Raw genomic sequence first — 22,714 nt, forward strand, 5'->3', positions numbered from 1 at the left:
GGAGAGGGGCTGAGTAGCTAAATAACTGAAGGGAACAGGCCAGGGCTTTTGCAATTAACCCACCGGACAACGAAGTGCCCGGTGGGTATAGCGTGTGAGGAAATGCTTGCGGGAAAGCTTACAGTTTGTAAGATACAGTAGCTTGGAAGTTACGTGGCGCGATGGGGTTCACGCTGTTGTCGTCGTGCAAGTTATAGCTCAGTTCGTCGAGGATGTTGGCTAGCTTGAGGCGCACCGTGAAGCGGTTGTAGTTGTAACCTAGCGAAGCATCGAACAGCATATAGTCGGGAATGGAAATGAGCTTGAACGCATCCGCCGACGCCGCAATTGGCTTGCCATTCACGAAGGTGCGCGGGTTGCGGCCCGCTATTTTATCACCCACGTAGTACCCCGTCACGCCGGCGGTCAGGCCTTTGAAGAAGGTATTGTCGCCGAAGGAGTTGCTGAAGTTGTAGAACAAGCTCAGGTTGGCGGTGTGCGCGGGGTTGTAGCGCAGGCGGCTGCCGTTTTCGTAGAGGTTGCTCTTGGTGTAAGCCGTGTTGTTGTAGCTATAGCCCGCAATAAACGTCCACCCTAGGTACGGCTTGCTTTGCACGTCCAGTTCCACGCCTTTGCTAGTCACTTGGCCCGCTAGCTCCTGAGCCGTCGGGATATTAACGTTGTAGTTTGGGGCGCCCGGCAGAATCGTCTGCGACTGGTTGCTGTTCACGATCTTATACGCCGTTACGTTGGCCGAGAGCAAGCCGTGGAACAGGTCGTTCTTGATGCCTACTTCGTACTGGTCGATGATAGAAGGAGCTAGGTTCTGCCCCGTCGCATCGATGCCAGAATTGGGCGAGAAGGAGTTGGAGTACGAGGCAAACAGCGACGTATTTTTCACCGGCTGGTACACCAAGCCGAAGCGGGGCGAGAAGGCGTTGTCGTAGCGGCGGTTTTCAACCACGGTGGTGGCGCTACCTTGCTTGTAGGTGTACACGTCGCTGGGCGTTTCCTGGTAGCTCCAGCGCACGCCCACCAGGGCCTTTAGTTTGTCGCTGAGGCTCAGCAGATCTTGCACGTAGAAACCCGCGCGGCGGGTGTTGCCCTTGGTAAGCGTGTTGCGCAACAGTTCATCGTAGCCGCCCACGCGGGTGCGGGGCTGCCGCAGCTCCGTGTTGCGGTTGAAGACGTTGATGGAATCGTAAACGGCACTTGTATAGGCCAGGGTATTGGTGTTGTATTGGTCGGCATCGGCCCCGATGAGCAACGTATGACCTAGGAAACCAGTGCGGAAGGTGCCGCTCAGGTCAACTTCGGCTAAGTAATAGTTCTCGGCGGTTTGGGTGCGCTGCAAGCTGCGCTGCCAGTCGCCGTAGTATTGGCCGGGCTTCGCTACAATGCCGATGGGGCGGGAAGCACTGCGGAGCTGGTTGTCATAGCGTTGAAAGCCGGCCACGGTGCGCAGCTGCCAAGCGTCGGTGAGGTGCGTGGTGAGGGTAGCCGTCGCGCTGGTTTGCGTGGTAGCGTTCTTCGCATCCGACGTGTTCAGGAACCGGCTGCGCGACTCTTGAATCTCGTAGTTGATAGCCCCAATGCCGAAGTCAGGCGTGCGATGGTCGCGTAGGTAGTCGCCCTCTAACACCAAGCTAGTCTTAGGCGTGAGCTTGAAAAGCAGCGAAGGATTCACGTACACGCGGTTTGACTTCACTCCGTCGCGGTAGCTGTCGGCGCGCTCGTAAGTGCCGTTGAGGCGAAATGCTACTTTGTCGCTCTGGCCTACGGCACCGTACACATCAAAGATCGGCTTCACCAGGCCAAAGCTGCCGGCGCGAAGGCTCACCGAGCCGCCTCGCTCAAACCTAGGTTTCTTGGTCACGAGGTTCAGCACGCCGCCAGGACCCACGTTGCCGTACAGAATGGCCGCGCTGCCTTTTAGCACTTCCATGCTTTCGAGGGAGCTAGCTTCGGGCATCACGCCGTTATTAAAGCGCACTCCATTTTTAAAGGTATTGTTGCTGTTGTAGGCAAAACCACGGCTACCTAGCTCTTCCTGCGTGCCGCCAGTGGCGCTGGTTACGTAGATGCCGCTCACGTTCACAATGGCGTCGCTGAGACGCAGTACTTGCTGTTGCTCAAGTGTTTCCTGGTTTACGGTGACCACGCTCTGCGGCAAGTCGAAGGGGCGGATGGGCATTTTGCCCACGCCCGTCGGCCGCTGGTTGATGGTACGCGTCTCGGTCACGGTTACTTCCGAAAGCTGCTGGGCGCTTTGGGCGAGCTGCACGGTGGGCAGCGTAGTGGTTTCGCCCGCCGTTACGGTTACGTTGAACTCCTGGGGGGCAACCCCGAGGTAGCTCACGACCAGCACGTGGCTCCCGGCCGGCACCGCCAACCGAAAGCGACCATCTACCCCCGTGTTGGTGCCGAATGAAGAACCCTTTATCAGGATGCCAACTTGCTCGGCGGGCTGGCCATCACTCGTCGTCACCTTCCCCGCAATGATTCCCTTGTTCTTGTCCGGTACGTCTGCGTAGTGGACGCTACTTGCAGGCGGTGTAACCATCGCTAGCTCATGCTGAGCCTGAATGGTCAGGGGCAAACCTAGTAAGCAAAGGAAAGGCAGGATAGGGGTAGAAGAGGGCATATGTTTATTTAGACTGTTTAAAAACAGTACAAATGAACACGCTATTTAGATTCGCTCAAAATAGCTGCCCGTAATTTTTAAGATTATTTCTAAATAAGCCGTAGCTGTGCCCGGAATGAATCCAGTAAGTAATTGTATGGTAATGGTTTATAAACAAATTGGTGTTTAATGTAAGATTAAAAAAAGAGCGTCTCGGTGGTTACACCAGACGCTCTTCCCTGCTTTGAAACAAAACAGAATGACTTGTTGCCTACACCGCTACGGCCACCTGGGCCGCTTTGGGCGTTAGCTCAAACACCTGCGCGAGCAGTTCGTAGGAGCGAAGCCGGTCAGCAAAATCATGCGTAATCGTGACGGCTACGAGTTCATCAACGCCGTAGTCAGCAGCTAGCTTGGTCAGCTTGGCGTGTACCTGTTCGGGGGTGCCGCTTACCATGCGCTGGCGTTGGTGGGCGGCCCGGGCCAGCTCTTCGGCAGAGTAGCGGTAATCTTTGATTTCCTCGTAAGGCGGAAAGCCTACCCGCTCGCCCCGTTCCAGGCGCATCATTTGCAGTACCATCGTGTCTTCGAGCTGCTGGGCCTTCTCCGCCGTATCGGCACACAGCACAAAAATGGCAACGTTGGCTTGGGGTGCGCGCAACAACGGGGAAGGACGGAATTTTTCCTTATACAGGCGCATCATCTGCGGACCGCCGTTGGGGTTGATGAAGTGCGCAAACGAAAACGCCCAACCTAGGTACGCAGCAAACAGCCCGCTTTGCCCACTGGAGCTGAGCAGCCAACGCTCTGGTACCGTATCCGTAACGGGTGCGGCCTGCACGAATGGTCCGTCGCCCTGCTCGTCGGTGAGGTAGCGGTCGAGGTCCTGAAGCTGGTCGATGAAGTCATTTTCATCAAACTTATTGGCCGGGTTCAGGATAGAAGCCGTGAGTCGGTCGGCACCAGGGGCCCGGCCAATACCTAGGTCGATGCGGTTGGGGTAGAGGGTTTCAAGCATTCGGAAGTTCTCGGCCACCTTCAGGGCGCTGTAGTGCGGCAGCATCACGCCGCCCGAGCCTAGACGTAGGTGCTCCGTTTCGGCACCTAGGCGCGCGAGCAGCACCTCGGGCGTGGTGCCCGCCAACGACCCCGCATTGTGGTGCTCCGATACCCAATACCGGGTGTATCCCAATTGGTCGGCAAGCTGCGCTAATTCAATTGTCTGTTGGATAGCCTGCCGTGCGGTAGTGCCCTGCGGAACAGGCGACTGATCGAGCACGCTAAGGCGGATTTGCTTTGTTGCGTCCATAGCCATGAAAGTTATATCTGGTTAAACAAGCAACCGGAACAAGGGTTCAATAGTCGGCTGCGCAGCAAGAAGGAGGGTAGCTTACTGCGTGAAATATTTGTGCCAAGCATCGTTGTGGCGTATCGTTTATGCAGCGCCAGGGTGCGTGTTTAAGTCGCAAGCTAGGTTACCTTCGCGGGCATTATGACCCTCACGCTCGTTCTGCTCTGCTGCTTTGCCTTTTTAGCCGGCTTCATCGACTCCATTGTGGGTGGTGGTGGGCTGATTCAGACGCCAGCTATGCTGTTGCTGTTGCCTTCCGTACCCGTAGCCACCGTGCTTGGCACGGGCAAAGTTTCCTCCATCTCAGGCACGGCCATGGCCTTGCAGCGTTTCGCCGGCAAAGTGCCCATTCGGTGGCGCTCGGTGGGCGTGGCGGCGGTGGTAGCAGGTAGCATGTCGTTCGTGGGGGCACGCGTGGTGTCGTTGTTGCCTTCAGAGCTGCTGCGGCCGCTAGTGCTTGGGCTGCTGGTGGTTATTGCCATCTACACTTTCTGGCGCAAAGACTTCGGCGCCATCCACGCCCCGCGCCTCGACGACCGCCGCGAGGTGCTGTTTGGCATCGGTATTGGCCTGGTTATCGGGTTTTACGACGGCTTTTTTGGGCCGGGCACGGGCAGCTTTCTGCTGTTTGCCTTCGTGGGCCTGTTTGGTTATGACTTCCTGAGTGCATCGGCCTCGTCGAAGGTGGTAAACGTGGCCACGAACCTCACTAGCCTAGCGTATTTTGCTTACACGGGGCACATCATCTGGCACATTGCCCTGCCTATGGCTGCCTGCAACGTTACAGGTTCGGTGCTCGGCACCCGGGTGGCGCTGAAGCAGGGGGTCGGCTTCGTGCGAATCTTATTCCTGGTAGTGGTCTGCGGAATCATCATTCGCCTAGCCTACGACACGTTCAAGTAACTCAGAATGATAGCTTCAGGAAGTACGCTGGTTACGCCACTTAGAGAAAAGAATTAGTAGAAAGTAACCCACTCCTTTCTGAACAAGCAACTGGATATTGTCCCAACAATCTGTCGGCTGCGAGCGAAGTCCTTGCTGCCAAGCCGCGAACCAGGAACCTCTTCTGAAGCAACAAGAGCTGAGTACTTGGATAGTTGGCTCTTGTCGACTGCGTAAGCGTCATCCATTATTCGATGATCCACTCAGGTACACACTGAAGGTGTTGCCCAGCAAGTTGGCTGTTTCTAGGTCCAGATCCTCAGCGTGCTGGTCTGACGTGAGGCGCGGAAGGCTAGATTTGATCAAGGGCAAAAAATAGCCCAGTCGGCGGGTCGCACGCTCGTGAGCGTTGGTACAAACTCTGCCATAAAAGGCAGTGATACCCTTAGCAGAGGGACTAGCAGGTGAGAAAGTCAACTTATTGTAGCCTAGAGCACTTCAAGTGCTTTTACAACCTAGGTTTCCATTCGGTGTGGCCTAGCGAGCACCTTTTCTGGTTTGCCTAGGCGGTGATCCGAGTACAGGCTCGTTCCGTTTCGATGGCTGGGAGACCCTATTCTGGGAGGGTGGGCGGTGCCCGCGCCGGCACGGCGCGGCACTGATGCATTCTTTTGCCGGTCGTGTTGCGCCTGCGCAACGACTGCGCAGGCCGGGCAGCCTTGTCCTAGCAGGTGGTGGTTCGCCGCCTGCGCAAATCGCCCATGTACCCCGCAGCCAATGACGACCACAGTGGCCGCTGCGCGATACACCACCAGCGAATAATCATAGCGCGAGCCATGCACAGCCCGAGCGCGCGCAATCCAGCCTTTGGTGGTCAGTTTAGCCGGCATGACGCATCTGGTTGACTGGACGAAGGATACTCGGAGGTGCCTGAGGCAGGCCAACACGGACTACATGGTAGAAACTTCGTGCAAATAGCAACAGAACGAGTCGTCTGGTTTGCGCGCTGGGGCACATCCAGGCTCCATAACCTCTCACCAGTCTAGTCAGGATCAGCACCCCAGCAGTCAGCAGCACGACAGTTAAAACATCCATTTTTGAAAAAGTAAGCGACAGCGAAAACAGTACTGATCGCCAACCTAGTGCCACGCTGCGTCAAGCTGCTGCTAGGCCCAGAATCCCCCTTTTGCGGGAAAGGCCCCCTAGCATTTTGCACCAGCAACCTAGCAAAACAGCAAGGGGCTAATTCAAGAAGAGAAATACTGTTTCCCTCAAAGTGGAGGCCTTTGTCAACGGCAGAGGGGGCGCTTCGCGTGCTAAGATTTTCATTTCCTGAAAGCTTCTTAGAAGACAAGAATCAGAAAACATAATTCTGAATTGATCGTTTCATAATTTAATATACCTTTGTTCTATTAACTGGTTATGGCAAGAAACGTCGAATTCAACGAGGCAGAAGCAATCCAAAAGGCCATGCGCGTCTTTTGGGAGAAAGGCTACCATGGCGCGTCGCTTCGGGATTTGACCACCGCCATGCAGATTAACAGCAGCAGCCTTTATAATACCATTGGCGACAAGGAAGAGCTCTTTGTCCGGTGTGTGCAACATTACACGGACCTGCGCAAGCAGGATTGGCAGCTGCGCTTAGCGAGCGAGCGGCCAGCGCTAGAGGTGCTGGTGGAATACATTCAGTGTGCGGTCGACATAATCATCGCGGAGGAAAACAGCTGCTTAGCGATTAAAGCTGCGTTTGAAATGGCCACAAGCGACGAGCGCGTCCGAGCTATCTTGAAAGCAGACAGCGAGTATGGGGAAGCCTTTTTGAGAGAGTTGCTCAGAAAGGCCGTAGCGCAGGGCGCGATACAGACCGAAGAGTCGCCGGAGTTGTTGGCCGACTATTTCAACAGTACGTGGAAGGGCTGGCACGAGTCCTATATTCTGCATAAAGACCCTATACGAATCAAAAAAATGGCCCAATACTTTATTAAACAGATAGGCAAATAATTTTTTTTGCCCTTTTCTGAAACGTTTGATTCAGAATAAATCATCCACCTCATTTTTCCTAACAGCTTCATTTATCATTCACCCCCATGCAGAACGCAATAACTAACACAGACCTTCTAGGCAAAAGAGCTTTAGTAACCGGCGGCAGCAAGGGCATTGGCAAAGCCATTGCCGAAGAGTTGGCCCGGGCCGGGGCTGAAGTCATTATTTCGGCCCGAACTACTGCAGGCGAAGACCTCAGTGGCTATTATTTCATCGCGGCGGACCTCACCAAACCCGACCAGGTGGCGAAGCTTCAAGAAGAAATTGCGGCGCGCTTCGGCGGCCTTGATATTCTCATCAATAATGTGGGCGGCTTGACGACCCCGAGCGGTGGCTTCAGCACGTTGACCGATGAGCTATGGGAAAGCGAACTGCAGTTAAATCTGCTGGCGGCCGTTCGCCTAGACCGCTTATTCGTGCCGGACATGATTGCGCAGAAAAGCGGCGTGATTATCCATATTTCTTCGGTTAATGCCCGCCAGCCTTTATGGAACGTAACCATGGCCTACGGAGCAACGAAAGCTGCATTGAATAGCTACAGCAAAAACTTGTCGATGCAACTAGCCAGCAAACAGGTGCGGGTGCTGACCGTTTCCCCCGGCGCGACCCGAACCGCCGCCATGGAAAACTTCATTGCAGGGTATGCAGCCCAGCTAGGTATGACGGTGGAGGATGTGACGCAACAGCTACTGGCCCAGATGGGCGGTATTCCGATGGGCAGAATGGCTGAACCAGAAGAAGTAGCCTCGTTAGTTCACTTCCTGGTTTCACCATCTGCGGCCTACCTAACGGGGGCAAACTATGCCATCGACGGGGGCGCGTTGCAGGTGGTGTAAGCTCCCCCAAGAATAGAATACGGTGCCGCGTCGAAGCGCCTCGGAGGCAGATCGTCGAGGTCCGCCTCCGGGGCGCTTCGGCGCGACGTAGCAAGCGTCGAAGCCGTTTTGCTTACGCCGAGGTGGTTGGGCAGGCGCTGCAACAAGTCGATACCTTCCCTGCAAAAAAGCCTCGTTGGCTACTACCACCGAAAAAATGATGTCCTGGTTGCCAAGCAGGGATGAGGGGCAGGTAGACACCTAGGCTATTACAACCAAGAAATACACCTTCCGTCACCATAATTGGCTTGCTGTATGCGCCTTGTGAAGCTGTAGCAGCGTAAAACCATTCCTGCTTATGCGCTTTCTTATTCAGCGAAACTACGGTGGCCCTTGTACAACCTAGCTCGTTTCCTAGTAAAATGAGAGTTGACTAAGAGCATTGCCAACTAGCCTTTCAGGGCTATGAGCGCCATTCTTTGGGCTTTCTGATTGTGAGATAGATTCCAGTCGTAATGCCAATCTCTTTTTGTAGTCAACTGCTGGTGCTTCCGTGCTGAAGGCCCTCAAAAGAGCAGCACTACTTTCCCCTGCGTCCGGCGTGATTCTAGGTCGCGTTGCGCGGTTTGAACTGCCGTAATTGGGTAGGTCTGGACGGGCAAATGCAACTTGCTGGCCCGAAAGTAGCCCAGCAGCTCCTGGGTATATTCTCCAAATCGGGCTAACTCGGCAAACACTGTGTAGCCTCGCACCACCTGTCGTTGCCCGATCAGCTGCTGGGCATCCAGCTGAGTCGGTTCGCCGCTGGCCGCGCCATACACGACACTGGTGCCCCCGGCACCAAGTGCTTGCAGGGCCTGCGCGCCTACGTGGCCGCCCACGGCATCAAAGACGGCCGCCACGCCCTGCCCCGCCGTGGCCGCACGGACCTGCTGTACCCAGTCGGCCTCGGCGTAGTTTACGACCAGATCGGCCCCGCTAGCGTGGGCAGCCGCTTTTTTCGCGTCGCTGCCTACGCCAGCGAGTACCTGTAACCCTCGGTTTTTGGCCACCTGTACCAGCAAGGAGCCCACGCCCCCAGCCGCCGCTAGCACCAGCACCGACGCATAGGTGCCCGTGTTGAGCAGGCCGACCGCCGTCGGGCCCTGAGCCAGCAGGGCCGTGGCCTCAGCGTCACCTAGCTCCGCCGGCAAGGGCATTACCTGCGCGGCCGGAACCACCACATACGCAGCATAGCCGCCGCTTGGCAGCATGGCCATCACCCGCTGGCCCACCTGCACTGTCGTCACGCCGTTGCCTAGCGCTGCAACGGTGCCTGCTACCTCGTAGCCCGGTACATAAGGCAACGGTAGGGGCGTGCTGCCCTTGCGCTGCCAGATGTCCGCGTAGTTGACGCCGGCGGCGGCTACTTTCAGCAGGACCTGGCCCGCCTCGGGTTGGGGTATGGGCAAGTCGACCAGCTGCAACACCTCGGCCTCGCCATATTCAGAGAATTGTACTACTTGCATTAGGATACGGAATTAGGTAATTCGGTTAGGGATGTAGCAGCGGTTACCACGGAATTTCGCCCGTCACAGGGGTATGTTCTTCACTAATGAATTTGCCCGTAGGACCGTCTGCGCCTATCAGCACGTATTTCGCTATCCGCGTCCCAGCCTGCCCCACGGTGCCGGTGCCGCGGTGGTTATTAAGGTCAGTAGCCGTAAAGCCGGGATCTACTACGTTCACCTTAAAGGGGGTATCGCGCAGCTCATAGGCTAGCGTGATGGTGTACATGTGCAGCGCCGCTTTGGAGGCCGGATAAACTGCTGCCTTATGGTGATAGTATTTCCAGGTCGGGTCGCTCTGCAAGGTCAAGGACGAGCCGCTGGAGCCCACGTTGACGATGCGGGGCTGGGGTGCACGCTGGAGCAGGTCGATAAAAGCCTGTGTGACTTGCACCACCCCCAGCACGTTGGTAGCAAATACTTGCTGGAATACATCGACCCTAGCCCCGAGGGCCGCTTGGGGCATGCCACCGGTAATGGCGGCGTTGTTGACGAGGGCATCAAGCGCCTTGGTCTGGCGGCCTATTTCGGCGCGCGCGGCTTGCACCGAGTCGGCACTGGTAACGTCCAGTTGGATGGCTTCCACCTCGGCTAGGCCTTCGGCGTGGAGTTGCTGGGCCGCCTGCTGGCCCTTGACGAGGTCGCGGCTACCTAGGTACACGTGGTAGCCCTGTTGGGCGAGTTGGCGGGCGGTTTCAAGGCCGATGCCTTTGTTGGCACCGGTGATCAAGACGGTTTTCATGAGTGAGGCGGTTTGTTTACCTCACAAAGGTCCGCTACCCAAAACGGCCGTCATTTGCCATTTGGCAAAAAGCGCGTCAGCGGATGTTTTTTCGTATCCGGCTTAATGACGACTGCGTGATGCCCAAAAACGAGGCTAGGTAGGACAGCGGAATGCGGTTGGCCATGCGCGGGTAGTTTTCGATAAACTCCTGGTAGCGAGTCGTGGCATCTTGGGCCACCATCGGGCTGATGCGTGCCAACTTCTCCCGCAGGTGCTTGGCTGTCATCTTGTGCACCATCTCGCTCCACCCCACAATGGTATGGGCCAAGTCATCCCAGTCGCGCTTGGAAAATAGGAGCAGCCGACAATCGGTCACGGCCTGTACGTACTCCGGGGAGGGCAAGCTGTATTCCAGCCCGCGCAAATCGGCCACGAGGTGCTGCTCGTCGACAAAGTTGCGGGTAATTTCGTCGCCCTTGTTGTTGTAATAGCAAATGCGCATTACCCCTTCCAACAGAAATCCGACGTGCCGGGCTACGTGTCCGGCTTCCAGGAAATACGCGTCCTTGGGTAGGAGCAAGGTCGTGGTTTTGCTAGCAATCAAGTCCAGTTGCTGCTGGTTAAGCGACCCAAATTGCAAGAGGTAGGTAAAGAGTTCATCCATGGGGGCAAGTTACACGAGCGGCGGGAGGCCGTACTTGCCATTTGGCAAAAAGCGGACTTCAGTCGTTCCGAAACACGGCATTTAAACCAACCTTTTGTCCAAGCTCACGCCCAGGAAGTTTCGCTACAGGGCGTGCGGGTGCTGACCGTGTCCTGAGGGTTTATTCGGACAGCGGCGGTCAAGGACCCCAGCCAACTGAAGTAGCCGAACTCGTTGCCTTGCTGGTTTCCGACCGGGCTGCCTACCTTACGGACACCGAATCCGTTATCGACGGCGGCACCATCCCAATCGTTTGACGGGGTGGCTTACCCGCGGCGGGTGCAGCTGATCTACGGAGGCGAGGTTCGCCACTCCCCGCGCGTCCGCTGACGTTCGTAATGGCTTACCCGGCCGACGAAACCACCGAGAACCGTCCGTCGACTGGCAAGCTCGTGGTGTCTGGTGCTAGGTCAGCTGTTAGGCTAACCGGCTTGATACGGCGTCGGCCGACGTGCTTTTATGTTTCTCTTTCTTGTTTGCTATGTTTCCTCGCTCGCCTCTGCCCCGGCTTATCTGGGCTGCTCTCTTTCTTGCCGGGTTTTTCTGCGCTAGCCGCGAGTGCGCGGCCCAACGGCCCGAGGCATCTAAGCTCGGTTCCCAGGAGGCGTCCCCTAGGCCAGGCGCGGAATTGACTTTGCCTCTGACGGAGCGGATCGGACGTACCTCAGATGAGGTATTGCAGAAATTCCGCGAGGCCGGCATGACGCCCCAGCCGCACGAACTCACGGCGGCCGAACGCCGCTTGGTTGCCAACGCGCTGGCAGCCTTGCCTTCGCTGCACCGGCCGGTACTCACGACGCATTTGCGCAGCCTGAGCTTTCTGGACCATATGCCGAACACGGCCCTGACCTCCACTGTGCCCGCCCCGTACCCGCTCTTCGACATCACCATCCGGGCTGCTATTCTGCCGCAAACCGCCACCGAATGGCTAACTGAAAAGGAGCGGACGTGTTTTGCGGCCACCGATTCGGCTTGGCAGGTGGCTATTGAGGCAGGAGTGCGCTCCGCCCTCGACTACGTGCTACTGCACGAGGCGACGCACGTTGTAGATGCCGCGCTGCACCTCACGCCAGCCTATTCTGCCGCCGGCCAACGCCTTGACAGCGCCGCGGCCAAGCCTTTTACCGCTGGCATTTGGCAAGACCGCACCCAGCCCGCACCTAGGTTTCGGCACGCGTTGCTAGAGCACATCCGCTTCCGCGGCGGTCCGCCGCTGCCTATGGCCCAAGCGGCGCCGCTGTATGCGCTGCTGCAGCAAACCCCGTTTGTCTCTCTGTACGGCAGCACCGGCTGGACGGAAGACCTAGCGGAGTACGTGACCGTGTACCACTTCACCCAGAAACTGCGGCAACCCTTTCGCCTCGTGATCCGCCGAAATGGCCAGGAAGTGTTCGGGTATGAGCCCATGAAGTCGGCCCTGGTGAAACGCCGTATGCGCCAGATGAAGCGCTTTTACTCCTGAATGCGCCTGCCCACAGGCCTTTCCTTTCGGGTGCGGATGGGGCAAAACAGCCCGCAGCGGATCCGTTAAAGGCGCATGGGACCTTGTTGGCTATCGTGTAGGGCCTTGGAAGGGACCCTTTAGGTTGCCTGGTAAACGTACCTTCGTTTAACTAAGAAGCAGTTAAGTAAAACGGTACGGGCCGTGAATAAACCAGCCGAGAAACGGCTCTCTTCGTCCAGTGAGGCAGTGGTAAGCTACTCTTGAGGCCTGCCTATTTGTACTAGCGAAACCCGAGCCTACTCTTTTTTGGGAGCTGCCGCCGACTTATAGGTTTTGCGCGGCGCATCTAGGCACAGACCTTGGTCAATTATTAGCACCCCATCGCGAAGGGAGTAGCTGGCCGTAGGAGCATAGCTAGGCCACGTGAAATTGATCAGAGTGGTGTCGGCTGCGCAAGAGGTTGAGCCCTGCGCTAGCTCGTACGTGCCAGTTTCCTGGACTTGGCCATCCTTGTACATAGTTACCTTGCCCGTGGCGTCGAAGGCAATGGCTTCGTTGGGCGTAGGCGTGTTGGCCGGGCAGTAGCATTCGAGTTTGGTCAATGACCAGTACCCAATCAAGCTGGTTGGTTTTGGAGACGCTTCCTTCGATTGGCAACCACTGATAGCTAGGCCACTGAGTAAGCAAGCAGTACGTAAGGTCGTATTCATGGCAGAATAGTAGCGGCGATGAGTGCAGCAGGAAGAGGCTAGCAAGCGGGCAAATGGTTGCATGGTCACGACGTACTGCTATTTCTGTGCAGTGCACTTATACTATTTGTTACTGCGAATCAGTTAGATAGAAAAGCGGCGCAGAAGGCCTAGCTAGTGCCTGCCCCGCTACCTAAGCTATAACTATACTAGCCGCAGCATGCGGATACACACCTTATAGTACGATCATGGTGCCATCTTACTTATATCCTTATGGTATTACCACAACTATTCTGGCGCCTTGCGCCCCTGACGGTTGGTTTAGCAGGCGCCGCTACGGTGGCCGCGGCCCAGCAACTCCCCAACACAATTATCACGGCCGTACCGTTTCTTCGGCTTAGCCCCGATGCTCGTTCAGCTGCGCTCGGGCAAGCCGGGGTCGCACTTACCCCCGACGCCAATGCCGCGTATTACAATGCCGGAAGACTAAGCTTTATCCCGGCCGCCTTTGGTGTTTCTGCGTCTTACCTGCCTAGGTTGCGCACCACTACTAGCTCTCGGGGGCTAGCTTCCGCAGCCGGATATGGCCGCCTGAGCCAACGGTCGGTCGTGGGGGCCTCCGTGGAGTACTTCGATACGAAGCTAGGTGGTTGGAATGGCGCCATCAACAGTGAGTATGCCATTAGTGCTTCCTACGGTTACCGACTTAATGAGTATCTGGGAGTAGGGACAACCGTGCGTTACATTCAAGTTAACTTGAGCAACATGAATGCGCCGAGTCAGGCAGCCGCCATGGATCTAGGGCTATACTACACCAAAGACCTGCACCTCGGTATCAACCACTACGCGTTAGGCTTGGGAGCCGCCTTGACCAATGTTGGTGATAAGATGACGTACACCAACCCAAGTCAGAAGGACTTTTTGCCTACGACCTTGAAAGTAGGTGGGGCCCTGACCCGTGCACTTGGCTCGCGCAGCACGCTTACGTTTGCCGCGGACGTCCACAAACTGCTCGTGCCCACGCCATATTATGTCAACGGGTTGCCAGCCAACAGCCCAGCCGTAATAGCGCGCAACCAAAACCTAGCGCAGCAGAAGGTATTCAAGACGTTAATAAGTACCTTTAGCGATGCGCCAGGCGGTTTTCGGGAGGAAGTGCGAGAGATTATGCTCTCCACCGGCTTGGAGTACGCCTACAACAACACCGTCTTTGTGCGGGCAGGCTACTATTACGAAAGCCCGAAAAAGGGTGATTTGCAATACGCAAGCGTCGGGGTGGGTGCACACTACCGCGCACTAGGGTTGGATGGGGCTTACCTTGTACCGAACACACGCCAGAATCCGTTGGCCCAAACGCTGCGGCTGTCGCTGCACGTTACCTTCGGCAAACAAACGCCCAGCCTTAAGCAAAGTAGCTAGCTGAGAAGCACCTGGCTACAGCTCGTGCGGCGTCTCTTGACCTAGAGCACACGGCTTGTAGCCAGGTGTTGTTAGCAGCTGTTTACTCCTCGCCCCGGCCGGCGGGCAAGCCTGGGGCCGAGTTGCCTTGGGCCCCACGTGTGCTAGGTACGCCCATCTTCTGCTCACGCTTTTGCTGGTAGCGGTTAAATTGGTCGGGCGTGAGTACATCCTTGAGCGCGGCTACGCGCGAGGCGCCAATATCCTGCGCCATGCGGTTTAGACCCGGTAAATCGGCTTTGTAGCGGTTGCTGGCCGTTTCCATGTTGCGCACGCTGGTCAGGTTGATCTGCCGTACCTTCTCCACCTGCTGGGGCGTGAGGGCAAGTCCTTGGCGCATGTTTTCGGTGAGGGCGTTGGCTCTTTCTTCCACGCGCGCCGAACTGGGCGCTGATGCAGCATTAGCAGCAGGCAAGGTGACTTTTGTTTTATCGGAAGGGCCAGCGGCGGGCTTTACTTTGGTCTTAACGGTGGTTTGAGCCTGGCTAGCGGTGGCAGTAGTCAGCACGAGCAGCAAGGCAAACAAAGAGATCTTCATGATGTGGGAAGAAGCGAGAAACGGGAAAGTCAGCGCAAAAATTGGGCAATTTGCCGCCAAAAGAAACAGCATTTCGTCGCTAACGTTCCCCAATACCACTTTCATGTACCGTTGCGCCAAAATCTGATCGAACGCAAGCGCAACCTTTCCGCCTCCGTTTCCTTACAAGTTGGTATGAAGCGAGAAAATCAAAACAACTGGCTCGTGGCCGCGGCGGCAGCGGCCGTTTTTGCAGCTGCCACCGTATGGCGCAATCGCCGTGGTGCCTACGACTTAGAGGGGCGCGTAGTTCTTATTACCGGCGGGTCGCGCGGGCTAGGTCTGGTGCTGGCCCGCCAAGCCGTAGCTGAGGGTGCGAAAGTAGCTATCTGCGCCCGCGACGCGGAGGAGCTAGAGCGCGCCCGCCAGGAGCTAGCCGCCGACGGCGCCCAAGTCATTGCCTTGCCCCGCGACCTCACTGATGCCGACGCCGTACGCACGCTCGTGGAGGAAGTTCAGCAGCAGCTAGGTCCTATTGATGTGCTGGTCAACAACGCGGGTATCATCACCGCTGGCCCCCTCGACAACACCGAGCTGCGCGATTACCAAGATTCAATGGACACCCACTTCTGGGCGCCGCTGCACGCTATGCAGGCCGTGCTACCCGCTATGCGTCGGCGCGGAGAAGGGCGCATCGTGAACATTGCCTCCCTGGGTGGCAAAGTAGCTATTCCGCACCTAGCTCCGTACAGCGCTAGCAAGTTTGCGCTGGTCGGTTTGTCGGAGGGCTTCCGCGCCGAGCTGTCGCAGCATGGCATCATGGTCACCACGGTATGTCCTGGCTTGCTGCGCACGGGTAGCGCCCGCCACGCCATTGTGAAAGGCCAGCACAAGAAGGAGTATAGCTGGTTTACCATCGCCGACTCTATGCCGTTCTGGACGCTCAGCGCCGAAACCGCCGCTCGTCAGATCTGGAACGCCTGCCGCCGAGGCGACGGTGAAATCATCCTGAGCGTGCCGGCCAAGGTGCTCGCTGCCTTCCACGGCCTCATGCCCGGCGCCGCCACCGACATCCTAGGTTGGGTAAATCGCAGCCTTCCTGGCCCTAGCGAACGAGGCAACGAACGCCGCCACGGCTACGAAAGCGAGACTCCACTGACACAATCGTGGCTTACTACGCTCACGCGCAAAGCCGAAAAGCAGAACAACGAGCTGAGTAGCAACCGCTAAGCTGCTGCAAATAAATGTAAAGACCCTCTTGCCAGGCTTCCTCAGCTCGGTAGGAGGGTCTTTACATTTGAGATGTTGACGTGTTTGCTAGGTTGAATATATTATTAGTTGTAGGCTGCCTAATTAGATAAAATAAAACACACATAGCATCCAGTTAAACATCGAATTAGTTCGAAAAACTTAAGTTTCCAGCATATGACAAGTACATTCTAGGCATGATGGTGCGCCGGGATGGAATGATGTCGAAGCAGGTCACTTCCTCCATGGTAGCCATTGCTGCTGCAACGGGCAAAAAAATAATGGACTTGCCCGTGGAAACCAGCAAGACAGAGCATCTGTCATTAAGCTCCTTTACTTTTGACCCCGATAAGCGTGAGTTCATTGCAGTTGGAGAGTATTACAAGCCTGATGATAAGCCTTTTGTAAACAAAAGCTAGGGATTCTATATCAAGCGGTTTTCCGAGGCAGGAAAGGTCATAAGTGCCAAAAATTACGGATGGCAGAAGGAAGTTATGTCGCTCATGCCCGCCGAAGCAAAGGCTAGCTTAGAAGACAACTTTGTGAACTACACACACTCTATCGCGAAGGGTGCCGATGGTAAGCGCTACATTGTAGCCGAGCAGTACAAGATCGTCGCCGATGGTATGGGTATAGCGTTATCTGCCCTAGAGGGTGGTAGAGGCCCTAGTGTGTCGAAGGGTAAAATTGGTAATCTGCTGGTCTTTGAACTTGACCCCCCAAGCAAAGCTCTCGGGCGTGAAGTTTTACCAGAAAGACCCCTCTAATGCCACGTTGCCTGCTGGTACGGACCTGATGAGTGCTGGCATCCTCGGCCACGTCATTAAGTCGCAGGGTGGCTTCGACTACCAGTTCATGCAGCGCAACGATACGAATACTCAGTTTAATGTGGTGTACATCAACTTTGATAAAGAGAAAGGCGAAGGCACGAAGCGCATCATTGGCAACATTGCTTTTGGTGACAACGGCAAGTACGCAGTAGACAAAATTGACCTGACGAGCGCAGCCAATTACTCGTACTTATATCCGGCCAAGCCTGGCTACGTGATGATTGCCGATTACTATAAGAAGAAAAATCAGCTTGGAATGAAACTGGTCAAGCTTAATATTTGATACTAGTTGCTCACAAAAAGCCCGGTTGATAGCCGGGCTTTTTTGTTGGTGGCTTACCTTGAGCCATCAAGCTTCTACCAACCATCGCCTCGTGACGTTCCCTGTTCAGCTGGCGCTCGGGCCGCTGGTGTTGCCGGTGCATTTGCTCTGCGAAGTGCTGGCGTACTCGCTCGGCTACCGCCTCTATAACCGCCTACGCAACCCCGCCCAAGACCGCATCAGTACCGAACATCGGCTCTGGATATTTGTGGGCGCGGCGACCGGTGCACTGTTTGGCTCACGGGTGCTAGGTCTACTCGAACACCCTGATTTGCTGCTGCACCCGCCCGGCGGATTTATTTATTATCTCACCAACAAAACTATTGTGGGCGGCTTGCTGGGCGGCCTGATAGGAGTGGAGCTGACGAAGAAATACCTTGGCGTCACCGCGTCTTCCGGCGACCTGATGGTGTACCCGCTGCTGCTCGGCATGGGGCTAGGTCGCGTGGGCTGCTTCCTTAGTGGCCTCGAAGATGGCACCTACGGCACCGCCACTACGCTGCCCTGGGGCATCGACTTCGGCGATGGAACACGCCGCCACCCGACGAATCTCTACGAAATCTTATTTCTGCTTGCGTTCGGCCTAGGGTTGTGGTTGCTAGAACGCCGTCGGCTGCTGCCTGATGGCTGGCGGTTTCGGCTATTCCTGGCTTCCTACTTGCTGTTTCGCCTGTTGGTGGAGTTTATCAAGCCCACACCGCCGCTGCCGGGGCTAGGTCTCACGCCTATTCAATGGGCCTGCGTGGCGGGGCTGGGGTATTATGCGTGGTTGTTTGGGCGGGAGAGACAGGCAAGCAGGAGGTGAAGTATCTGATTGTTTTTCTGTCTAATGACATTTCGTTACTAATCTATTTGATCATAATCTTTAAAGTAACAGGAAAAATTTGTTCAATTTTAAATTATTCAATAACGTGAAAAAGCATTTTAAACGTTGGCTGATGAGTAGAATGAAAACATCTGGTAGCGAGCATAGGTATGTGGTTAATGAACGATATGCAGATGAAAGATATAAATGGAAAAATACTGATATTGACGCACTGCCTATAATCGAAAGTATCAAATCGTCTTATAAATTTTACAACGGTAAAATTAATTACGGAATCCTTGTGCGTTTCTTGCGTGGCCGAATTGGAAAAGACTGGAATGATGTATACTCGGAAATTATCAATCGCATTCCAATAAAATTGCTTGATTATAAAGAGATGATTTTTTGGTTTGTAGCCAATGATGTTGAAATAACCAGCGAAGGATTATGGAATAAGAAAAGTCAAAAATTTATTTGGACAAACGGATTATTTGAGTCAAAAGATATTGCAGATAAGTGGCATCGTCTGCAATTTATAGAGTTTTATGTAGATCCTAAAACTAACTTATTAATGCATATACCACAGAAATCAGTAATAAAAGCAATAAATCATAGAAGTTAGTTTTGAAAACCATACATTAATATTATGCCCGAACGCCCTTATACCTACTACGACTTTACCCTGAGCCTGTGCCCGCATTGCTTGCGGCGCGTGGAAGCCAAGATTGTTTTTGAAGACGGCGGCGTGTACATGCTCAAGCGCTGCCTCACGCACGGGCGGCAAAAGGTGCTCATTGCCACCGACGTGGAGTACTACAAGAGCATCCGCAACTACGTGAAGCCCAGCGAAACGCCGCGTCGCTTCAACACCGCCACGCACTACGGCTGCCCCTACGACTGCGGCCTCTGTACCGACCACGAGCAGCACAGTTGCCTTACTGTTATTGAGATAACCGACCGCTGCAACCTGACCTGCCCCACTTGCTACGCCGAAAGCAGCCCCACGCACGGGCGTCATCGGACGCTGGAAGAAGTGGAAGCCATGGTGGACGTGCTGGTAGCCAACGAAGGTGAGCCCGACGTGGTGCAGATTTCGGGTGGCGAGCCCACGCTGCATCCGCAGTTCTGGGAAATCCTGGATATGTGCAAGCGCAAGCCCATCAAGCACCTGATGGTGAACACCAACGGCGTGCGCCTAGCCAAAGACGAAGCTTTCGTGGCGAGGCTAGCCACCTACGTGCCGGCCTTTGAGGTGTACTTGCAGTTCGACTCGTTCCGCAAGGAAGTGCTCGAAACCATGCGCGGCCGCGACCTGCGCGACGTACGTCTGCAAGCCCTAGAGCACCTGAATAAATACAACTTGAGTACCACGCTCGTGGTGACCTTACAAAAGGGGCTCAACCACGATGAAATCGGCGAAATCATCGACTTTGCCCTGAAGCAACGGTGCGTGCGCGGCGTCACGTTTCAGCCCACGCAAGCCGCCGGCCGCCTCGACCATTTCAACCCCGAAACCGACCGGTTTTCGCTCACCGAAGTGCGCCAGGAAATTCTGCGACAAAGCCCGCTCTTCACCGCCGCCGACTTGCTGCCCGTGCCCTGCAACCCCGACGCGCTGGTGATGGGCTACGCCCTGAAGCTAGGCGGGGAGGTGTTCCCGCTCACGCGCTACATTCAGCCCGCCGAGCTGCTGCAAAACTCCGGCAACACCATTGTGTATGAGCACGATCCGCGCCTGCGCAACCACTTGCTGCGCCTGTTTAGCACGGCCAATACCGTGGATACTGTCACGCCCGAGCTAAACCAACTGCTCTGTTGCCTGCCGATGGTGCAAGCGCCTAACTTGCGCTACGAAAACTTGTTCCGCGTGATCATCCTGCAGTTCATGGATGCCTGGAACTTCGACGTGCGCGCCGTCAAGAAGTCCTGCGTGCACATTGTGAGCAAGGATTTGAAGATCATTCCGTTCGAGACGATGAACATCTTCTATCGGGATGCGGAGAAAGTAGCTAGGTTGCAGGAACTGCGTGATATCTCGGTACTATGACGGAGCCCGTAAAACCGAAAAGTTACTTTGGCCGTGTGCTGTTGGCCAACATAGGGCTGGTGTTGGTGCTGCACCTAGGTCGCACAGTAGTAGCACCTGATTCAGGGATTTACGGCGCCTTGTTCTTCTTAGCATTCATCGATTTTCTGTTGTTTATAATCGCTTTGCTAAGTGGAAAGGGAGAAACAGGCCTTGCGTTTTTCCTATCGATGCTGTTAGTTTTTCTCGTTGGCTTTAGTGATTGTGGTACTCATTTTCACTTGGATGTGCGTTAATTAACCTAGGTTTTGCTATGCCTGAACCAACGCCCTCAAATCACATCCTGCGTAATAACTTGCTCGGCCTGCTCGTCGGGGCAGTGCTGGCAGGCTCCTTGGTTCGTGCCACGGGTGGTACGACGGTCATTGTATTCGTACTCTGTTACTTACTGCAAGTGCTTGTAAACTTAGCGCTTGGCTATAAGTACCGCGGGCAAAACTCTGGACCTTATTTACTGAGCGCGCTCTTGGTTATGCTGATTGGCTTTGGCGCGTGCTCGGCTATGTTCTTTGTGAATTAGGAGCTAGTGTCGTTCAAGTAATTGAACGACACTAGCTAAACCTAGCTAGCTTCTTCCGCTGGGGCGGGCTGGCAAACCGGGCAGAAATACGTCGCGCGGCCACCCACATACTTTTTCTCAATCTCGACTTTAGGGTGGCGGGGGCAGTACTTGTGTTGGTCGGTGCCAGGCGTGGCAGAGGTGTCCCACTCGCGGGCGTGGATGAGGAAAGAGGCGGGAAAGTGCCGGTAGGTAGCCTCGTGCCGGATGGCGGTGGTAAGTACCAACTGAATAGCCCCGCGTAGGTCTTCAAACTCCTGGTTGGTCAGTGTGTTGGCACGACGCTCGGGGTGAAGCTTGGCCTGAAACAGCACCTCGTCCACAATCCAGTTGCCGAGGCCGGCGGTGATGCCTTGGTCAAGCAGCAAGGGCTTAATGAGCTGCTTCTTAGCGCCAAGAACCTTCTGCAAGTGAGCCGTCGTGACGTCGAGTGCATCGGGACCTAGCTTTTTGGCTTTTTGGTAGTGCTCCACGCTCTCCGCCAGCCGGATGCGCCCAAACTTGCGCGGGTCGATGAAGGCGATGCGCAGGCCGTCGGCGAGGTGCAAGGCCACGCGGGTGAAGCGCGGGGCGTCGTGGTCGTCGCGGTAAGCACCCACGTCGCCAGTCATGCCGAAGTGCAGCGCGAGAGCGGTGCCGTCAGAAAGCTCTAAAAAGCAGTTTTTACCAAGACGGCGAGTGGCCGTAACGTGCTGGCCTACTAGGCGCTGGCGGAGCACTTCTTCCTCCACCGCCAACACGTGGGCGTCGCGCACCTCTACGGCCGTGATGGGTTGATGCAATACCAGCTCATCGAGGAAGCGGCGATAAGTTTCAACTTCAGGTAGTTCGGGCAAGGGGTAGAGGCTAGGGATGAGGCTGACAAAAGCAGCGGTTCCTGATAACAGCATTCCGGCGCCCGAAGTTGCCTAGCTAGCTCAGCTGTTAAACAAACCTGAGCGCCCCGGCCTAGCTTACGCCTGCGGTTTCCATTGCATAACGCGCCCGGCTTGGCCCTGGCCCTAGGTATCCGATCCGTATCATAGAATGAGTGGGAAGAACGACCGGAGATAACAATCATCGGGCACCTAGCTTTTCTACTGCCTCGTTGAACGACACTCGGCCCGCTATCTAGGTAGCGGGCCGAGTGTCGTTCAACGAGGCACAAAGCCTTAGCTCCGCGCTACAACTTCAAGGTGCCTTCAGCGACGACTACGGCTGGGCCTCCGATTTGCACCGCGCCAATATTATCCCGCAGCCCGGCAATAATGACTTGTACTGCGCCAGGACGACCCATCCAGTGGCCTTGCTCGGCAATAAATTGCGAATGCTCGAGATAACCATAGTGCCAGAGGTAGGCCGCCATGCCACCAGTAGCGGAACCCGTTACGGGGTCTTCGGCAATATCTGGTGGCGTGCCGAAGTGACGGGCAAAGGTTTGGCCCGCAGGAGTGGCGCCACCCAAGCAAAATAGGTGAGGACTGAAAAAATCACTGCTAGCCCGGTAGCGACCTAGGCCCGCCGCATCGGCGACGTGGGCGCGGCGCAATGTGTCGTGGTCGCGCAGCAAGATCATAAGCTGCGGGGTGCCCGTGCTCACCGTCTGAATCGCTGCACCGGGCAGCAAGTCGTCGGGTGAAAGGCCAAACAGGGGAAGAACCACCGCCGGGTCGTGGACCGCCCCGAACACCGGGCGGCGTTGGGTCATCCGGATTTGTAGGGGCTGCTCGGCCGTGGCGGCCCGTACCTCCACCCGGATGGGGCCTTCCAGCAACTCTAGCTGCAGCATGGTGCGAGCACCCGTGAGGGGCAAGCGGCCGGTATGTACCAGCGCGGCTACGGTGGCAATAGTCGGATGGCCCGCTAGCGGAATCTCCTCAGCCGGCGTGAAATAGCGCACGCCAAATTCTGCTACCGTAGAGCGCCGGACAAACGCCGTTTCGGACTGGTTGAATTCGCGGGCGATGCGCTGCATCATCTCGGGGGTAAGATCGTCGGCGTCGAGAACCACGGCGCACGGGTTGCCGCCGAGGGCTGTTTCGGTGAAGGCGTCGACGAGGAGAAAAGGGTAAGGCATTGGGGTGCCGGGGGAAGCTAGGTGGACTAAACG

22 protein-coding genes and 1 pseudogene are annotated in these 22,714 nt (G+C 55.9%); 13 read left to right on the forward strand and 10 right to left on the reverse strand.

What is annotated here, in order from left to right; translation table 11 throughout:
* Positions 1 to 118: 118 nt before the first annotated feature.
* Together BXP70_RS16350 and BXP70_RS16355 are read right to left on the reverse strand one after the other, a co-directional pair.
* A complete protein-coding gene (locus BXP70_RS16350; protein ID WP_086595178.1) occupies positions 119 to 2,623 on the reverse strand; it encodes a TonB-dependent receptor in 2,505 nt (834 codons plus the stop codon).
* A 250-nt stretch (positions 2,624 to 2,873) separates the two neighbouring features.
* Positions 2,874 to 3,911 carry an LLM class flavin-dependent oxidoreductase gene (locus tag BXP70_RS16355; RefSeq protein ID WP_086595262.1) on the reverse strand — a complete coding sequence of 346 codons (1,038 nt, stop codon included), beginning with the start codon at positions 3,909 to 3,911 and terminating at the stop codon, positions 2,874 to 2,876.
* Between the two features lie 183 nt (positions 3,912 to 4,094).
* Between BXP70_RS16355 and BXP70_RS16360 the strand changes: the two genes are divergently transcribed.
* A complete protein-coding gene (locus tag BXP70_RS16360; RefSeq protein WP_086595179.1) occupies positions 4,095 to 4,856 on the forward strand; it encodes a sulfite exporter TauE/SafE family protein in 762 nt (253 codons plus the stop codon).
* A gap of 494 nt (positions 4,857 to 5,350) precedes the next feature.
* Here the strand turns inward: BXP70_RS16360 and BXP70_RS29520 are convergent, their stop codons facing one another.
* Positions 5,351 to 5,725, reverse strand: a complete 375-nt coding sequence (locus BXP70_RS29520; protein ID WP_143436533.1) for a hypothetical protein — start codon at positions 5,723 to 5,725, stop codon at positions 5,351 to 5,353.
* Between the two features lie 532 nt (positions 5,726 to 6,257).
* Here BXP70_RS29520 and BXP70_RS16365 point away from each other — a divergent pair.
* Positions 6,258 to 6,836: a TetR/AcrR family transcriptional regulator gene (locus BXP70_RS16365; protein WP_086595180.1), complete on the forward strand. Its 579-nt coding sequence runs from the start codon at positions 6,258 to 6,260 to the stop codon at positions 6,834 to 6,836.
* A gap of 86 nt (positions 6,837 to 6,922) precedes the next feature.
* Entirely contained in the window at positions 6,923 to 7,714 is a 792-nt protein-coding gene (locus BXP70_RS16370; RefSeq protein ID WP_086595181.1) for an SDR family oxidoreductase, read from the forward strand.
* Between the two features lie 545 nt (positions 7,715 to 8,259).
* Here the strand turns inward: BXP70_RS16370 and BXP70_RS16375 are convergent.
* From BXP70_RS16375 to BXP70_RS16385, 3 genes are all read right to left on the reverse strand, one after another.
* A complete protein-coding gene (locus BXP70_RS16375; protein WP_086595182.1) occupies positions 8,260 to 9,201 on the reverse strand; it encodes a quinone oxidoreductase family protein in 942 nt (313 codons plus the stop codon).
* Positions 9,202 to 9,244: 43 nt separating this feature from the next.
* Complete coding sequence (locus BXP70_RS16380) at positions 9,245 to 9,982, reverse strand: SDR family NAD(P)-dependent oxidoreductase (protein ID WP_086595183.1); 738 nt, start codon at positions 9,980 to 9,982, stop codon at positions 9,245 to 9,247.
* Positions 9,983 to 10,058: 76 nt separating this feature from the next.
* Positions 10,059 to 10,628 (reverse strand): Crp/Fnr family transcriptional regulator, encoded by a 570-nt coding sequence (locus BXP70_RS16385; protein ID WP_086595184.1) that lies wholly within the window; start codon positions 10,626 to 10,628, stop codon positions 10,059 to 10,061.
* A 520-nt stretch (positions 10,629 to 11,148) separates the two neighbouring features.
* Here BXP70_RS16385 and BXP70_RS16395 point away from each other — a divergent pair.
* Positions 11,149 to 12,129, forward strand: a complete 981-nt coding sequence (locus tag BXP70_RS16395) for a hypothetical protein (RefSeq protein ID WP_143436534.1) — start codon at positions 11,149 to 11,151, stop codon at positions 12,127 to 12,129.
* Positions 12,130 to 12,407: 278 nt separating this feature from the next.
* Here the strand turns inward: BXP70_RS16395 and BXP70_RS16400 are convergent, their stop codons facing one another.
* Positions 12,408 to 12,821: a hypothetical protein gene (locus BXP70_RS16400; protein WP_143436535.1), complete on the reverse strand. Its 414-nt coding sequence runs from the start codon at positions 12,819 to 12,821 to the stop codon at positions 12,408 to 12,410.
* 252 nt (positions 12,822 to 13,073) lie between these two features.
* Between BXP70_RS16400 and porV the strand changes: the two genes are divergently transcribed.
* A complete protein-coding gene (gene porV / locus BXP70_RS16405; protein WP_086595188.1) occupies positions 13,074 to 14,219 on the forward strand; it encodes a type IX secretion system outer membrane channel protein PorV in 1,146 nt (381 codons plus the stop codon).
* A gap of 82 nt (positions 14,220 to 14,301) precedes the next feature.
* Here the strand turns inward: porV and BXP70_RS16410 are convergent, their stop codons facing one another.
* A complete protein-coding gene (locus BXP70_RS16410) occupies positions 14,302 to 14,796 on the reverse strand; it encodes a hypothetical protein (RefSeq protein WP_143436536.1) in 495 nt (164 codons plus the stop codon).
* Between the two features lie 174 nt (positions 14,797 to 14,970).
* Here BXP70_RS16410 and BXP70_RS16415 point away from each other — a divergent pair, with 174 nt between their 5' ends.
* From BXP70_RS16415 to BXP70_RS16455, 8 genes and pseudogenes are all read left to right on the forward strand, one after another.
* The gene (locus BXP70_RS16415) at positions 14,971 to 16,005 is read left to right on the forward strand and encodes an SDR family NAD(P)-dependent oxidoreductase (RefSeq protein ID WP_086595263.1); all 1,035 of its coding nucleotides are present in this window, start codon (positions 14,971 to 14,973) and stop codon (positions 16,003 to 16,005) included.
* 206 nt (positions 16,006 to 16,211) lie between these two features.
* Positions 16,212 to 16,790: pseudogene (locus BXP70_RS30945) on the forward strand (DUF6770 family protein).
* Positions 16,729 to 17,136, forward strand: a complete 408-nt coding sequence (locus tag BXP70_RS16430) for a DUF6770 family protein (protein WP_143436537.1) — start codon at positions 16,729 to 16,731, stop codon at positions 17,134 to 17,136. Before BXP70_RS30945 ends, BXP70_RS16430 begins: the two are co-directional and overlap by 62 nt.
* 91 nt (positions 17,137 to 17,227) lie before the next feature.
* Positions 17,228 to 17,980 (forward strand): prolipoprotein diacylglyceryl transferase, encoded by a 753-nt coding sequence (locus tag BXP70_RS16435; RefSeq protein WP_086595264.1) that lies wholly within the window; start codon positions 17,228 to 17,230, stop codon positions 17,978 to 17,980.
* Between the two features lie 106 nt (positions 17,981 to 18,086).
* The gene (locus tag BXP70_RS16440; RefSeq protein ID WP_143436538.1) at positions 18,087 to 18,602 is read left to right on the forward strand and encodes a hypothetical protein; all 516 of its coding nucleotides are present in this window, start codon (positions 18,087 to 18,089) and stop codon (positions 18,600 to 18,602) included.
* Positions 18,603 to 18,626: 24 nt separating this feature from the next.
* The gene (locus BXP70_RS16445; protein ID WP_086595194.1) at positions 18,627 to 20,027 is read left to right on the forward strand and encodes a radical SAM protein; all 1,401 of its coding nucleotides are present in this window, start codon (positions 18,627 to 18,629) and stop codon (positions 20,025 to 20,027) included.
* Positions 20,024 to 20,302, forward strand: coding sequence for a hypothetical protein (locus tag BXP70_RS16450; protein WP_086595195.1), 279 nt, complete (start codon positions 20,024 to 20,026; stop codon positions 20,300 to 20,302). The genes BXP70_RS16445 and BXP70_RS16450 overlap by 4 nt, the downstream gene beginning before the upstream one ends.
* A 17-nt stretch (positions 20,303 to 20,319) precedes the next feature.
* Positions 20,320 to 20,586 carry a hypothetical protein gene (locus BXP70_RS16455; RefSeq protein WP_086595196.1) on the forward strand — a complete coding sequence of 89 codons (267 nt, stop codon included), beginning with the start codon at positions 20,320 to 20,322 and terminating at the stop codon, positions 20,584 to 20,586.
* A gap of 41 nt (positions 20,587 to 20,627) precedes the next feature.
* On the opposite strand, the gene mutM is transcribed toward BXP70_RS16455, so the two are convergent.
* Together mutM and BXP70_RS16465 are read right to left on the reverse strand one after the other, a co-directional pair.
* The gene (mutM, locus tag BXP70_RS16460) at positions 20,628 to 21,461 is read right to left on the reverse strand and encodes a DNA-formamidopyrimidine glycosylase (protein WP_086595265.1); all 834 of its coding nucleotides are present in this window, start codon (positions 21,459 to 21,461) and stop codon (positions 20,628 to 20,630) included.
* Between the two features lie 326 nt (positions 21,462 to 21,787).
* On the reverse strand, positions 21,788 to 22,681 hold the full coding sequence (locus BXP70_RS16465; RefSeq protein ID WP_086595197.1) for a PhzF family phenazine biosynthesis protein: 894 nt from the start codon (positions 22,679 to 22,681) through the stop codon (positions 21,788 to 21,790).
* Positions 22,682 to 22,714 lie beyond the last annotated feature (33 nt).

Origin of the sequence: Hymenobacter crusticola, from assembly GCF_002154225.1 — a bacterium.
Lineage (GTDB): Bacteria > Bacteroidota > Bacteroidia > Cytophagales > Hymenobacteraceae > Hymenobacter > Hymenobacter crusticola.